General features: G+C 70.6%; 13 protein-coding genes. 9 read left to right on the plus strand and 4 right to left on the minus strand.

What is annotated here, in order from left to right:
- Positions 1-21: 21 nt before the first annotated feature.
- From mtrB to HNR15_RS04795, 7 genes are all read left to right on the plus strand, one after another.
- Positions 22-1770: an MtrAB system histidine kinase MtrB gene (gene mtrB / locus HNR15_RS04765; RefSeq protein ID WP_179479569.1), complete on the plus strand. Its 1749-nt coding sequence runs from the start codon at positions 22-24 to the stop codon at positions 1768-1770.
- Positions 1767-3593: an LpqB family beta-propeller domain-containing protein gene (locus HNR15_RS18775; RefSeq protein WP_179479571.1), complete on the plus strand. Its 1827-nt coding sequence runs from the start codon at positions 1767-1769 to the stop codon at positions 3591-3593. The genes mtrB and HNR15_RS18775 overlap by 4 nt, the downstream gene beginning before the upstream one ends.
- Before the next feature lie 106 nt (positions 3594-3699).
- Positions 3700-4494: a ComF family protein gene (locus HNR15_RS04775; RefSeq protein WP_179479573.1), complete on the plus strand. Its 795-nt coding sequence runs from the start codon at positions 3700-3702 to the stop codon at positions 4492-4494.
- 53 nt (positions 4495-4547) lie between these two features.
- On the plus strand, positions 4548-5240 hold the full coding sequence (gene hpf / locus HNR15_RS04780) for a ribosome hibernation-promoting factor, HPF/YfiA family (protein WP_179479575.1): 693 nt from the start codon (positions 4548-4550) through the stop codon (positions 5238-5240).
- Positions 5241-5256: 16 nt separating this feature from the next.
- Entirely contained in the window at positions 5257-5913 is a 657-nt protein-coding gene (locus HNR15_RS04785) for a LuxR C-terminal-related transcriptional regulator (protein WP_179479577.1), read from the plus strand.
- Between the two features lie 35 nt (positions 5914-5948).
- Positions 5949-7166, plus strand: coding sequence for a winged helix-turn-helix domain-containing protein (locus HNR15_RS04790; protein ID WP_179479579.1), 1218 nt, complete (start codon positions 5949-5951; stop codon positions 7164-7166).
- Complete coding sequence (locus HNR15_RS04795) at positions 7163-7450, plus strand: GNAT family N-acetyltransferase (RefSeq protein ID WP_179479581.1); 288 nt, start codon at positions 7163-7165, stop codon at positions 7448-7450. Before HNR15_RS04790 ends, HNR15_RS04795 begins: the two co-directional genes overlap by 4 nt.
- On the opposite strand, the gene HNR15_RS04800 is transcribed toward HNR15_RS04795, so the two are convergent.
- The gene (locus HNR15_RS04800) at positions 7429-9141 is read right to left on the minus strand and encodes a GNAT family N-acetyltransferase (RefSeq protein WP_179479583.1); all 1713 of its coding nucleotides are present in this window, start codon (positions 9139-9141) and stop codon (positions 7429-7431) included. The genes HNR15_RS04795 and HNR15_RS04800 overlap by 22 nt on opposite strands.
- Positions 9142-9246: 105 nt before the next feature.
- On the opposite strand from HNR15_RS04800, the gene secA reads away from it, so the two are divergent.
- Complete coding sequence (gene secA, locus HNR15_RS04805; RefSeq protein WP_179479585.1) at positions 9247-12006, plus strand: preprotein translocase subunit SecA; 2760 nt, start codon at positions 9247-9249, stop codon at positions 12004-12006.
- Positions 12007-12008: 2 nt separating this feature from the next.
- On the opposite strand, the gene HNR15_RS04810 is transcribed toward secA, so the two are convergent.
- Positions 12009-12572, minus strand: coding sequence for an Rv3235 family protein (locus HNR15_RS04810; RefSeq protein WP_179479587.1), 564 nt, complete (start codon positions 12570-12572; stop codon positions 12009-12011).
- Complete coding sequence (locus HNR15_RS17900) at positions 12569-13351, minus strand: LysM peptidoglycan-binding domain-containing protein (protein ID WP_218883547.1); 783 nt, start codon at positions 13349-13351, stop codon at positions 12569-12571. The genes HNR15_RS04810 and HNR15_RS17900 overlap by 4 nt, the downstream gene beginning before the upstream one ends.
- A gap of 107 nt (positions 13352-13458) precedes the next feature.
- Here HNR15_RS17900 and HNR15_RS04820 point away from each other — a divergent pair, with 107 nt between their 5' ends.
- Positions 13459-14010, plus strand: a complete 552-nt coding sequence (locus tag HNR15_RS04820) for a hypothetical protein (RefSeq protein ID WP_179479589.1) — start codon at positions 13459-13461, stop codon at positions 14008-14010.
- 8 nt (positions 14011-14018) lie between these two features.
- On the opposite strand, the gene HNR15_RS04825 is transcribed toward HNR15_RS04820, so the two are convergent.
- The gene (locus HNR15_RS04825; RefSeq protein WP_179479591.1) at positions 14019-14231 is read right to left on the minus strand and encodes a helix-turn-helix domain-containing protein; all 213 of its coding nucleotides are present in this window, start codon (positions 14229-14231) and stop codon (positions 14019-14021) included.
- Between the last annotated feature and the right edge of the window lie 48 nt (positions 14232-14279).

Genomic DNA, 14279 nt, shown 5'->3' on the forward strand with positions numbered 1-14279 from the left:
CGCCCGGGCGGCCGGCGCCCCATGAGCGAGCTGGTGCTGGTGACCGGTGCGCGGCGCTCTCGGGCGGGTCGTGCCTGGAGGTTCGTACGCCGCACCTGGCGCCGCTCCATCCACGCCAGGGTCATCACCATCACGGTCACCGCCGGTGTGCTCCTCACCTTCGTGCTGGGCAGTTACATGTACCAGCGGATCGCCGACGGCCTGATGGACAACAAGGTCCACTCCGCCGAGCAGGACGCGCTGTCCAAGCGGGCCGTCGCGCAGGGCTACTTCAGCGCCAACGACAAGCCCGACCGCGCCTCGCTGGAATCGCTCGTACGGCAGACCGTCCAGTCAGTGGCGTCTCCTGGCGACGACCTGTCCCGACGGGTCATCTTCGAGCAGGGTCTGGCCCCGGTCACCCAACGCCTGAGCAAGCAGAGCACCGGGCCCAAGAACACCGTCGTCCCGAAGGCGATGCAGGAGGCCGTCGCCAAGGACCCGACGCACCAGCAGACCCAGATCGTGACCGTGCCGCGCTACGTGCCGCGCTACATCAACGGTGTCGAGAACGGGAGTGGAATCGGCACAGGCCACATCTCCGCCGTGATGGTGGGGTCACAGGTGGTCGTGCCCGGCGCCGGGGTGTACGACCTCTATCTGGTCTACCCGATGGACACCGAGGAGGAGACCCTCGGCATCGTCAAGAGCGCGTTCGCCGTCGGCGGCATCCTGCTGATCCTGATGCTCGCGTCGCTCGCCTACCTGGTCACCCGCCTCGTGGTTGCGCCCGTGCGCTCCGCCGCACACGTCGCCGAACGACTGAGCGACGGTGCGCTCAACGAACGGATGCCGGTGCGCGGCGAGGACGACCTCGCGCGGCTGGCGACGTCCTTCAACGCCATGGCGGACAGCCTGCAGCGGCAGATCCGACAACTCGAGGACCTGTCGACCCTTCAGAAGCGATTCACCTCCGACGTGTCGCACGAGTTGCGGACGCCGCTCACCACCATCCGGATGGCTGCGGACATGCTCCACGACCGGCGCGCCGACTTCGCGGAACCCGTGGCGCGGTCGGCGGAACTGCTGAACCGGGAGCTCGACCGCTTCGAGACGCTCCTCACCGACCTCCTCGAGATCAGCCGCTTCGACGCCGGCGCGAGCTCGCTGCAGGACGAACCGGTCGACATCCGCGACATCGTGCGCCGGGTCTGCGACGGGTATGAGTCCCTCGCCACTCGCAACCACACCCGCCTGCGGGTGCACGGACGGCGGCCCGCGGTCGCGCCCATGGACCGGCGCCGGGTCGAGCGCATCGTGCGCAACCTGGTGAGCAACGCGATCGAGCACAGCGAGGGCCGGCCCATCGACATCACGGTCGGCAGCAACTCCACCGCGGTCGCGGTGTCCGTGCGCGACTACGGCGTCGGGCTGGCGCCGGGCGACTCGGCCCGCGTCTTCAACCGGTTCTGGCGCGCCGACCCCGCCCGTGCCCGAACGACGGGCGGCAGCGGTCTCGGGCTCTCGATCTCCTTGGACGACGCACGCCTGCACGACGGCTGGCTGCAGGCCTGGGGCGAGCCCGGCCAGGGCGCTTGCTTCCGGCTGACACTGCCCGCGAAGACCGGTGTCCCCATTGCCCGTTCGCCCCTCAACCTGGCGCCGGACGACTCCGCCGTCGGCCGCATCATGCCGCAGGCGGACAGCCTCACCATCGGGACCCGGACGGCACCGGGGTCCACGACGTATGCGGCGGCCGAGATCACCCGAATGGAGGGGGACCGGTCGTGACCCCGGGTCGCACCCGGGCACGCTGGACTCTGGCGCTGCTGCTCCCGCTCACCCTGACAGGCTGTGCGGGCCTCGCGGCCACCGGCACCGTCCATGCAGAGCAGCCGATCAGCAACGCCGCCGTGCCCCACGTGGACGTGCAGCCGATCGGTCCGTACGACGGCGAGTCGGCCGAGGACGTCGTCACGGGATTCCTCGTAGCGGGGGCCAGCCTCGACGACGATTACGGCGTGGCGCGGCAGTTCCTCACCTCGACGGCGTCGGCGAAGTGGCAGTCGGCCGAGGGGGCGGTCATCACCACCAGCGACTCCGACTTCAAGGTCACGCAGCAGGGATCCGGCCGAGTCCGGGTGTCGGCGGCGGAGCAGGCCGTCCTCGACACGACCGGTCATATCACCGCTCGCGAGCCGAACAGCAGGATCGATGCGTCGTTCGGAGTGACCAGGGTGGGGGGTCAGTGGCGGATCAGCAGCCTGCCGGCCGGGTTCCGTCCGTGGATCAGCAACGTGAACTTCTCCCAGGTCTACACCCCGCAGCGCATCTACTACCCCAGCGCGACGTCCAGGGTGCTCGTCCCGGACGTGCAGTGGTATCCCGCCGCGGGCCTGGCGACCGCCGTCGCCCGCGCCGTACTCGCCGCGCCGCCGACCTGGTTGCAGGGTGCACTGCGCACCCCGAACCAGTCGCACATCGGCCTCGCGATCAACGCCGTACCGGTGGATCCGAACACCGGAGTCGCCTCGATCGACCTGACAGCCTCGGCCCAGAGGGCGGACGGCACGGTTCGTACGGCGCTGTGGGCCGCCATGACCGCGTCGCTCACCGGTGTGAACTCGACCGTCATGGTCGTTCCGTCGGTGACGCGCGTCGAACTCACGGCCGGCGGCAACCGGGTGGCCGCCCCGCACCTGCCCGCCCAGCCGGCGACCGCGGCGGACCTGGGCTATGCAGTCGCCGGTTCCCCCAGCGCGGCGCTGATCACGCGCAACGGATCGGTCCTGTCCTGGCAGGGCTCGGGGCCCGCGGGTCCGCTGCGGGATTCCGGGGAGTCCGGGGAGAACACCGTGCGACTGCCGGCGATCTCCTCGAAGTACTACGACCTGGGCGCCGACACCTCTGGCGATGCGATCGCGGCGCTGTCGATCGACCGCGCTTCCTTGGGCGTGTGGGTGAAACGCAGCTTCCACGTGGTGCCGACGTTCGCCGGCAACCTGACCCGGCCGACCTTCACCGGCAGCACCGCCCTCGTCGCGGGCATCTCGGGCACCCCGCGGCGCGGCGCGGCGCCGTCCGGCGGGGGTGTGTGGGCCGTCGACACCGCTGCAGGATCCCGGGTGACGGCTCGTCAGCTGTCGGTGCCGTGGCTCGGGCGGTCGGTCGTGCTGGCGCTGAAGGTGTCCGCGGAAGGCGCGAGAGTGGCCATGGTCGTACGAGACGGGCAGGGCCGCACGTCTGTCCAGGTGGCGGGGCTGCTGCGGGACACCCGAGGTTTTCCCATCGGCATCGGCACGCCCGTGACGATGCCGGTGGCTCTCGCGTCGTATGCGGACGTCGCATGGCTCGACGACGTGACCCTGGGCGTCCTCGGCGCCACCACACCGGAGAAGGGTCACACCCAAGGGGCGGACGAGATCGCGCTGGTGCCGCTGAGCGGGCAGCCGGACATGTTCTCCGCCCCGCTCGGCGTGCAGAGCGTCGTGTCGGGCGGTAGTGGCACCGACGACATCTACGTGCTGGATCACCGCGGCAGCGTCTGGACCCGTCAGGGGGCCGGTTGGGCGCGCATCCCCGGCGCTGACGACCTCGCCGCACCCGGCACCTGAGCACCCGTGGCGTAGCCGGTCCACATCCCCTGCGACCCGGCTGCCCCGTCCACACCCGTGTCGGCCGGGACCGGACACCGTGATTGAGCGCTGATCTCCTGGTGCGATGCGCTGGGTGGAGGAACTGCTGGATCTGGTCGCACCCCGCCGGTGCGCCGGATGCGACGCGGCCGGCGCACGCGTCTGCGGCGGGTGTGCGGGGGAGTTGTCCGCGGCACTGGGGCCGGTGAGCATCCGGGTGCGGCCGAGCCCGGAGCCGGAGGGCTTCCCGCCGACCTGGGCACAGGGCATCTACGCCGGAGTGCTCGCACAGGTGCTGCGCTGCTACAAGGACGACGACCGCCCGGATCTCGTGCAGTGCTGCGCGCCGTTCGTACGCGGTGCGCTCTGCGGGTGCCTGCACGAGGACTCCGCGGTGAGGGACGCGATGCTCGCCGGCACTCTGGCGGTCACTACCGTCCCGTCGTCCGCGCGAGCCTTGCGAACCCGAGGCCGAGATCCGTTGTGGGACCTGGTGACCCGGGCGCTCGCGCGACACGACGGCGTGCTCCCGCCGCCGGTGAGGCTGCTGAGGGTCACGCGCCGGACCCGGGATCAGGCCGGCCTCGATGCGACTGCGCGGGCCGGCAACCTGAGCGGCGCGATGCGGGTCCGCGACGACGTCGACCCGCTCATCGGCGGACGCGTGGTCATCGTGTTCGACGACATCGTCACGACCGGGTCCACCCTGGTCGAGGCGGCCAGGGCTCTGGGGTCCGCGGGGGCGTCCCACGTCGTTGCTTGCACCATTGCCGCCACCCCCCGGGCCGGTTACCGTCAGGGGATGGAGCGCACTGTCGGCACGCTACGTGCCGCCGCTCTGCCCCGCCCCTCCTCGCGTGGGGGTGATCCGTCGGCCTGACCGGTCCGGCCCGCCACCAGGATCTGCCCCGCATCGCGATCAGGAGGTCGTTCATGGAGATCAGTGTGACCGGACGTCACGTGGCTGTGCCCGAGCGTTTTCAGCGCCACATCGAGGACAAGCTGGCCAAGGTGCCGCAGCTTGACCCGGCCGTGGGCCGTTGTGAGGTGGTTGTGACGCACGAGGCCAACCCCCGCCAGGCGAAGGAAGCACAACGCATCGAGATCACCTGTTACGCCAAGCGATCGGTCATCAGGGCGGAGGCGAGCGCCGATGACGAGTACGCCGCCCTGGACCTGGCGGCGACCCGGCTGGGGGAGCGGCTGCGACGCCAGCACGACAAACGACGGGTGCACCGGGGGCGGCGCGTCCCCGTCTCGGTCGCCCGGGCCACGGCGGCCCTCACCGACTGGTCGGACACCTCCGGGCCGGGCGGACCCGCGCAACTGGACGGACATCCCGATCCGCTGCCACCCCACGTCGCCGCCCTCGGCGGGGACGAGGACTGCCCGATCGAACTGCGGGAGAAGGTGCACCGCAGCATGCCGATGGGCGTGGACCAGGCCCTACGGGAGATGGAACTGGTCGGCCACGACTTCTACCTCTACCAGGACGCCGACACCGGCACACCCAGCGTCGTCTACCGGCGACGTGGCTGGTCCTACGGCGTCATCCAGCTCGAAGTCGCCGCCGAGGATCCGAACTCGTCAAATTCGCCAACCCCGGGGGTCTCGGCCACCGTCTGAGGCACAATCTGGAAGCGTGAGCGACCAGCGAATCACCGTGCAGGTCGCCGCCGCCAGCCCGATCTACCGGCGTGGGATCGCGGCCGTGCTCCAGGAACACGGCATGGAGGTGGTGGCCTCGGCCGCCGACGGCGACCAGCTGTCGGCGGCCAGGCCCGCGGACGTCGTTCTCGTGCAACCGGAGTTGCCCGGGCTGGCGGCCGCGCTGCGCGCCCTCGCCACCGACCCGGACCATCCCAAGATCATCCTGCTCGTCGGTCCGGCCGAGCCGTTCGCCGTCGGGGCCGCCCTGCGGCACGGCCCGGCCGGGCTGCTCCTGCAGGACGCGGGAGCCGAGGAGTTCGAGGCTGCGGTGCGGGCGGTGTCCGCCGGCGGGGGATGGATCTCCGCGCCCCTGGTGCCGCTGGTGCTGCCGCTGGCCGTCTCGGGCGCACTGCGCGCCGCGATCGAGGACTCGGCGGCGGGCACGCTCAGCCGCCGGGAGCGGGAGGTGCTCGTACTGGTCGCGTCCGGCCACTCCAATCGCAAGGTGGCCTCCGAGCTGTTCATCGCGGAGAACACGGTCAAGAACCACGTGCGCAAGATCCTGGAGAAGCTCGATCTGAACAGCCGGGTCGAGGCCACCCTGTGGGCGGTTTCCACCGGGCTGGTCGACTCCAACGAACGCAAGTAGCCGGCCCGTCGGTGCCGACGGGCACAATGCCCCTCATGTCCTCGAGCGCGGCGCCCAGAGTGGTGCGCGCTGCGTCCGCCCGTCGGATCGCGCTGGCCGCGCAGGGTTTTCACGGCTTGCGACCTGCCGGTCCGGTGACCACCCGGTCCCTGCAACGGGTCATCGACCGCGTGGGTGTGGTGCAGATCGACAGTGTCAACGTGCTGGTGCGCAGTCAGTACCTGCCGTTCTTCTCACGACTCGGTGCGTACGACCGCGATCTGCTCGACCGAGCCCGTGACCGCGCGCCGCGCCGGCTCGTGGAGTACTGGGCCCACGAGGCCAGCCTGATCCCTCCGGCCACCTGGCCCCTGCTGGACTTCCGGATGCAGCGGGCCCATGCCGACGCCTGGGGCGGGATGCGTCGGGTCGCCCGCGACCACCCCGATCTGGTGGCGCAGGTCCTCGCCGAAGTGCAGGGGCACGGCCCGCTCACCACCCGCGAGTGCGAGGCACGACTCGCCGCAGACGTGGTGCGCCCGACCGAGCACTGGGGATGGAACTGGTCGTTGGTGAAGAACGCGCTGGAGCACCTGTTCTGGGCCGGTGACATCAGCTCGGCGGGGCGCACCGCGCAGTTCGAGCGGCGCTACGACGCCGTACGCCGGGTCCTTCCGCCGACGCAGCGCGCCGCGGCGGATCCGGCCTCCCGGCCCGCTCCGGCCGAGGCGTTCGTGGAACTCATGCGGATCGCGGCGCGAGCCCACGGCATCGCCACCGTGCAGTGCCTGCGCGATTACGTCCGGCTCAGCCCGGAGCAGGCGGCGCCCGCTCTCGAGACGCTGGTGGGCGCCGGAGAGCTGGAGCCGGTGACGATCGAGGGTTGGAATCGCCCTGCCTACCTGCACGTCGACGCCGCGCGTCCCCGTGCCGTGCACGCCGAGGCGCTGCTCAGCCCGTTCGACTCGCTCATCTGGCAGCGGGATCGCACGCACAAGCTGTGGGACTTCCACTACCGGCTGGAGATCTACGTGCCGGCGCCGCAGCGGGTGCACGGCTACTACGTGCTGCCCTTCCTCTTCGGCGACCGGCTGGTGGGCCGGGTCGATCTCAAGGCGGATAGGGCGGCGGGGGCGTTGCTGGTGCAGGGGGTGCACTGGGAGGTGCACGCGGACGTCGCCGCCCGGCGAGCCCTGGGGCGACAGTTGGAGCAGATGGCCGACTGGTTGGATCTGGACAGAGTGACCGGGCCAGGCATGGAGGAGACACGATGAGCGAGCTGACCGTCCGCCGCGACGAGGAGCGCAGTCGCTACGAGGCCTACCTCGGCGACGAACGGATCGGTGTCGCCGACTTCGAGCAGGTCGGGGCAGCCGTTCTGCTGCCGCACGTCGAGATCGACCCGCGCCACGAGGGTCGGGGCCACGCCTCGCAGCTCACCCGCGCGACCCTGGACGACCTGCGCGCTCGCGGGGTCACCCGGATCGTGCCGCAGTGCCCTTTCGTGCGGATGTGGGTGACCAGGCACCCGGAGTATCAGGACCTGGTCGGCTCGTAGTCCGCAGCGAGCAACTCGAAGTAGATGCTGTTGCTGATCGAGCCGTCCGTGCGGGTGTAGTCGGCGTGGGCATGCCCCCACTCGCGAAATCCCCTGTCCCGCAACAGTTTCTGGGAGTCGACGTTCTCTGCGTCGGTGTCCGCGTCGATGCGGATCAGGCCCAGGCCGTCCTGGGTCGGTGGCGCGAAGCCGTGGGCCAACGCGGCGTCGATCGCCTCAGCGGCGTACCCCCGGCCCCGTGCGTCCGGGTAGAGCCAGTAGCCGATCTCGGCGCGGTCGCGCACCGGTCCGGCGCGGTCGAAGAGGGTGACGGCGCCCAGGGCCTGATCGGTGCGGGCGTCGGCGATGCACCACATCACCTGCCCCTCGTCGGTCTGCCGGGCCCGTCGGTGGTACCACTCGTCCCAGGTGGAGTGCGTCGGCTGGGCGCCGGCGGGCATGTAGCGCAGCGCCGCCCGGTCGAGCTCGACGTCCTCGCCGGGGCGGTCTTGCACGGTCCAGGGCCGCAGCACGAGCCGCGCCGTGCGCAGCGTCGGGACCACGGCGGGCTCGATGTTCTGTGCGAGCCGGTCGTCGCCCTGCAGCAACTCGAACGTGAGGGCGCCCGACGGTGCGGCGCCGGGGCGCGCGAGCACGGCACGTTCGTTCGCCACCTGGCGGAAACCGGCCCGGCGCAGCGCGCGCGCCGAGGGGCGGTTCTCGATGTCGGTGCCGGCCTGCAGTCGATGCAGGCCGAGCCCCGATGCCCCGGAGTCGTCGGTCGACGGCGCGAACGCATGGGCGATCACCAGATCGAGAGCCTCCTGCAGGATGCCGAGACCCCGCGCCGAGGGATACAGCCAGTAGCTGACCCGGCCGCTCCCGAGGGTCATGACGGCTCGCAGGTGCTGCACCGCGATGTGTCCGAGGGGCTCGTCGAGGTCCGGGTCGACGATGCACCAGCAGACGGCGTCGCCCTCGGCCATCCGTTCCCGCCGCTGCAGCAGCCAGGTGGTGTACGACGCGGGGGCGGGCTGGTTGCCCATCATGAACCGCTCGCTCTGCTCGTCCGGCCCCTGACGCGGCACGTCGTCGCCATGCCAGGGGCGTAGGAGGAACCGGCCGCCGTCCAGGACCGGCGGGTCGTACCACGGGTGCCGGGGCCGCCGAGGTTCGCCGGCGCGCAGGTGACCCACCCAGACCCCGTCGACCGAGGCGCCGTCGGACACCGGATGCGGCACGTCCCAGATGCCGTCCACGGCGAAGCCGCATGCCCAGGCCACCCGTCGGGAGGCGAAGTTGCCCCGTGCGGCGCGCCAGGTGAGACCCGACAGCCCGAGCTCGTCGAACGCGTACGACGCGAGCAACTGCAGCGCCCGCCGGCACACCCCCGTCGCGCGCGCGTCCGGGTGCACCATGTAGCCGACCTCGAAGGTGTCGCCGCGCCGGTCGTGCAGCCCGATGTTGCCGACCCACCGGCCGGCGACCTCGATCGCCCACTCGATGCGGGCGCCCTCGAGGCGGCCACGCTCCGTCGCGGCGATGAAGTCTGCGGCGTCGGACTCCTCGTACGGCTCGGGCAATCTCAGCCACGCCCGCGCGCCGGGATCCCGGCACGCCTGCGTCATCCGGGGTATGTCGTCGACGCGCGGGGCGCGCAGGGTGAGGTCGCCGTCGACCAGGAGGGGCACGTCGTGGGGAAGGTGGGGCACGATGCCACTCAACCAGCCGTTGCACATCAGACGCACATCGATTTAGTGGCGCGCAGCACAGGGCCCTAAACTCGACGGCGGTATGCCCACTCACGAGGAGCTTTCGTGCCCAAAGTAGTCGAGAAGGTCCTTCGCGCCGGAGAAGGCCGCCTGTTGAAGAAGCTGCAGGCCATCGCCGACCAGGTCAACGTCCTGGAGGAGGACTTCGAGAAGCTCAGCGACGCCGAACTGCGTGGCGAGACCGACAAGTTCAAGGCGCGGCTCGAGGAGGGCGAGACCCTCGACGACCTGCTGCCCGAGGCGTTCGCCGCGGTCCGCGAGGCTGCCCGCCGCACCATCGGCAAGCGGCACTTCGACGTGCAGATCATGGGTGGCGCCGCGCTGCACATGGGCAACGTTGCCGAGATGCGCACCGGTGAGGGCAAGACGCTCGTCGCGACGCTGCCGTCCTACCTCAACGCACTGTCGGGCAAGGGCGTGCACGTCGTCACCGTCAACGACTACCTCGCGGAGTACCAGTCGGAGCTGATGGGCCGCGTGCACCGCGCGCTCGGTCTGGAGACCGGCGTCATCCTGGCGTCGATGACTCCGGAAGAGCGTCGCGTGGAGTACGCGAAGGACATCACCTACGGCACCAACAACGAGTTCGGCTTCGACTACCTGCGCGACAACATGGCGTGGTCGCAGGAGGAGCTGGTCCAGCGCGGGCACCACTACGCGATCGTCGACGAGGTCGACTCGATCCTGATCGACGAGGCGCGGACGCCGCTCATCATCAGCGGACCCGCCGACGAGGCCACCCGTTGGTACGTCGAGTTCGCCCGGATCGTCGACAAGCTGACCCGGGCGCCCAAGAAGGACCCCAACAACCCCACCGAGGTCCGCAAGGGCGACTACGAGGTCGACGAGAAGAAGAAGACCGTCGGCATCCTGGAGCCCGGGATCGAGAAGGTCGAGGACCTGCTCGGCATCGAGAACCTCTACGAGGCCGAGAACACCCCGCTGATCGGCTACCTCAACAACGCGATCAAGGCCAAGGAGCTGTTCAAGAACGACAAGGACTACGTCGTCATCGACGGCGAGATCCTGATCGTCGACGAGCACACCGGCCGGATGCTCGCCGGACGTCGCTACAACGAGGGCATCCACCAGGCGATCGAGGCCAAGGAGGGGGTGGACATCAAGAACGAGAACCAGACGATGGCCACCGTCACCTTGCAGAACTACTTCCGGATGTACGACAAGATCGCCGGGATGACCGGTACGGCCCAGACCGAGGCAGCCGAGCTGCACCAGATCTACAAGGTCGGCGTGCTCACCATCCCGACCAACAAGCCGATGATCCGCGAGGACAAGTCCGACCTGATCTACCGCTCCGAGAAGGCGAAGTTCGGCGCGGTCGTGGCAGACATCGTGGCGCGCCACAAGGAGGGCCAGCCGGTCCTCGTCGGCACGACCAGCGTGGAGAAGAGCGAGTACCTGTCCGAGCAGCTGCGCCGCCGCAAGGTGCCGCACGAGGTGCTCAACGCCAAGCAGCACGAGCGTGAGGCCGCGATCGTCGCGCAGGCCGGTCGCAAGGGTGCCGTCACCGTGGCCACCAACATGGCCGGCCGCGGCACCGACATCATGCTGGGCGGCAACCCAGAGTTCATCGCGGTCGCAGCGCTGAAGAAGAAGGGCCTGGACCCGGCCGAGACGCCGGAGGAGTACGAGGCCGCGTGGGACGAGGCGCTGGCCAAGGCCGAGAAGTCGGTGAAGGCGGCGCACGAGGAAGTCCTCGAACTCGGCGGTCTCTACGTGCTCGGCACCGAGCGCCACGAGTCGCGCCGGATCGACAACCAGCTGCGCGGTCGCGCGGGGCGCCAGGGCGACCCGGGCGAGAGCCGTTTCTACCTCTCGCTGCAGGACGACCTCATGCGGTTGTTCAACAACAAGCTGGTCGAGCGGTTCATGGTCGGCGCCGACGGCGAGGACGAGGTGCCCATCGAGTCCAAGATGGTCAGCCGCTCGATCCAGAGCGCGCAGGGCCAGGTCGAGAGCCAGAACTTCGAACAGCGCAAGAACGTGCTCAAGTACGACGACGTGCTGAACCGTCAGCGCGAGACCATCTACCGCGACCGTCGCCGGGTCCTCGAGGGTGAGGACCTGGAGGGGCAGATGCGCCACTTCGTCAACGACGTGGTCGACGCGTACGTCGACGGCGCGACGGCCGAGGGCTTCGCCGACGACTGGGACCTGGACACCCTGTGGGCCGCGCTCAAGGACCTCTACCCGGTGTCGGTCACGTTGGCCGAGGTCGAGGACGAGGTGGGCGGCCGGTCCGGGCTGACCGCCGAGGTGCTGGGCCAGGAGCTGCGCTCGGATGCCCAGCACGCGTACGACGCACGGGAGAAGCAGCTCGGCGAGCGGGTCACCCGTGAGGTCGAGCGCCGCGTCGTGCTCTCCGTGCTGGACCACAAGTGGCGCGAGCACCTCTACGAGATGGACTACCTCAAGGACGGCATCCACCTGCGCCAGTTCGCGCAGCGCGACCCGCTCGTGGAGTACCAGCGCGAGGGGTATGAGATCTTCGCGGCGATGAACGAGGGGATCAAGGAGGAGTCGGTCCAGAGCGTCTTCCATGTCGAGGTCGATCCGCAGGAGCTGGAGGCGTCGCTGCCCAAGCAGTCCGAGGAGCAGATGACGCTGGTCGCGCCGAACGAGTCCGGCCGCGCCGAGGCCCACCTGGTCGACGAGTCGGGCCGGATCGCCGACAAGGACTCCCAGCTGCCGCGCGCGCAGCGGCGCGCCAAGAACAAGCAGGAGAAGAAGGCGGCGACGGCGCGGTCGGGGGGCGCAGGGAGCTCGGCCAAGCGCAAGAGCTGAGTTCAGCCCAGCTCGAACGCGGTGATCAGCCACCGGCCGTCCACCCCGCTGATCCGCAGCGCGATCGCCCGTACGCGGCCCTCGTGGTGCACGACCACGCTTGCCTCGACGACGCCGTCGGCGGGCTCGCAGGTGGCGATCTTGCGGATGACGCTGCGGCGCGCCCCGACCGCCCCGCGCCGTCTCGCGACGGCGTGCCGGCGGCAGAGCGCGGAGTACAGGTCGGTGGTCATCGACCGGGCGAACTGCTGCGGCGGGCGTGACCCGGTCATGCTCTCCAGCAGCGCCGCGGTCATCGCCCGCACCCAGGCGACCGGTTCGGGCAACTGCGTGCGCAGCGTGGCCTGCGGTCCGAAGTAGGAGTCCTCGTTCGCGCTGCGGAAGTCGACCGCGAGGCAGGACTGCACGTAGCGCCTGCCGCCGCGTCCGATGCCGGCGGCGTCGGCGTAGAGGCGGTCGAGTTCGCCCTCACTGAGCACGCCGGGCTCCACGTCGACCGCGGGCCGGATCCGTAGCGGCCGTACGCCGACGTGCGCGGGAGCCGTTGACGAAGCTGTCGAACTCATCGTGGATCTCCTTGCGGGGCGGGGGTGTTCATGAGCACGGACGCTTCGGGGCGGTGGAGGATCTGTCCGACTTGAAGCAGGTCGGGATCGGGACCGATCAGCTGCCGGTTGTGGGTGTACCAGCGCGGCCACTCGGCGGCGATGGCGGCCGGGTCGTCGGTGCGCAACTCGCGGCCGACGAGGGACCAGAGACTGTCGCCACGGCGTACGACGACCTCGGTGCCGTCGTGTGCGCTGCCCGCGCAGCCGGTGACCAACGGCGCGCTCTCAGCGCCGCGAGCGCGGGTGGGGGAGGGCGCCGGTGCGGTCCAGCCGGGAACCGGTGCGCAATCGTCCATCTCCGCGCGGCTGCGGGGCACGGCAGAGCCGAAGCCGGGCACGGGGGCATGCACGACAGCATCGACGCTGCGCAGGGTGGCCGCCTGCGCGCCGGCGGGTCGACCGGCCAGTGTCGTGGTCATCGTCGCGGCCAGCAGCACCAGGGCGACGCGACCGACGAGCCCGCCGGGCAGCTCGCGCGGAGTGCTTCGGACGACGCGCAAGCCGGCGAGCACGACCAGGATCGCCCAGAGCAGGGCCAGGACCAGCGCGCCGCGGATGACCAGGGGAACGGCGTCGACGGTGCTGATGGTCGCGCGCCGATCCAGGTCGGCATAGACCGCTGTCACCGATCGGACCGACCACCACGCCGCGACCAGCAACATGGCGACCGCGCCCGCGCCGAGCGCACCTGCGCGGCCGGGGCGAAGGTTCGAGGCGATCCCGTCGGATGTCGTCATCTTTGGACTGTAGGTGCGATGGAACACATCTGTCTACGCTTTATGACGTTTGGTGTCATTTGATGACATCTGCCTCGCTGGGGTCGCCGCGTCGCTAGCCTGGCCGCATGCGATGGTCGGAGTTGTTCGCCGACCTCGAGGCGCAACTGGACGCGGCCGATCGGGCGGAGTTGGACGCTCAGGTGGCCGATCGCACCCGCCGCGAACGCGCTGCCGTGTCCTGGACGGACCGGGCGGCCGCGGCGCTCGGTGCACCGTTGACCGTGCACACGCCCTGCGGCCCGGTCCGTGGCTCGCTGGAGGATCTGGGTGCCGACTGGTTGCTGCTGGACGAGCAGGGGCACGGGCGGCTCGGCAGCGCCGTGCTGCCGTTCTCGGCGGTGCTGTCCGTGACCGGACTGCCGGTGCGCAGTACGGACGGCCGGGGTCTCGGGCGCCGGTTCGGCATCGGGGTCGCGCTGCGCGCCATCGCCCGCGACCGAGGTGCCGTCGCGGTGCACGACATCCACCGCGGGGTGGTCGTCGGCACCGTGGACGCCGTCGGGTCGGACCATCTCGACATCGCCGAGCACCCTGCCGACGCGGTGCGCAGGTCGGGCGTGCTCACCGGCCACCGCGCCGTGCCCTTCCGGGCGATCGCGGTGATCAGGCGCGGCTGACCGGGCCCTCAGTCGGCGTCGACGGTGCCGGACTCGACGCGGGTGCGCGTCTGCGCGTACGCGCGCTGGATGTAGTTCTCCAGCTCGGCGACCTCGACCCGCCAGCTCTTGCCCACCTTGATCGCGGGCAACTCACCTGAAGCGACCAATCCGTAGGCCTGGCGGGCGGAGATGTTGAGCGTCTCGGCGACGTCGGCGATCTGCACGAATCGAGCGGGCACCGCCCCATTGTGGCCCACGAGGGTCAGTTGCGCCGTTTCGGTTGTGGA

This window comes from Allobranchiibius huperziae (genome assembly GCF_013410455.1).
GTDB lineage: Bacteria > Actinomycetota > Actinomycetes > Actinomycetales > Dermatophilaceae > Allobranchiibius > Allobranchiibius huperziae.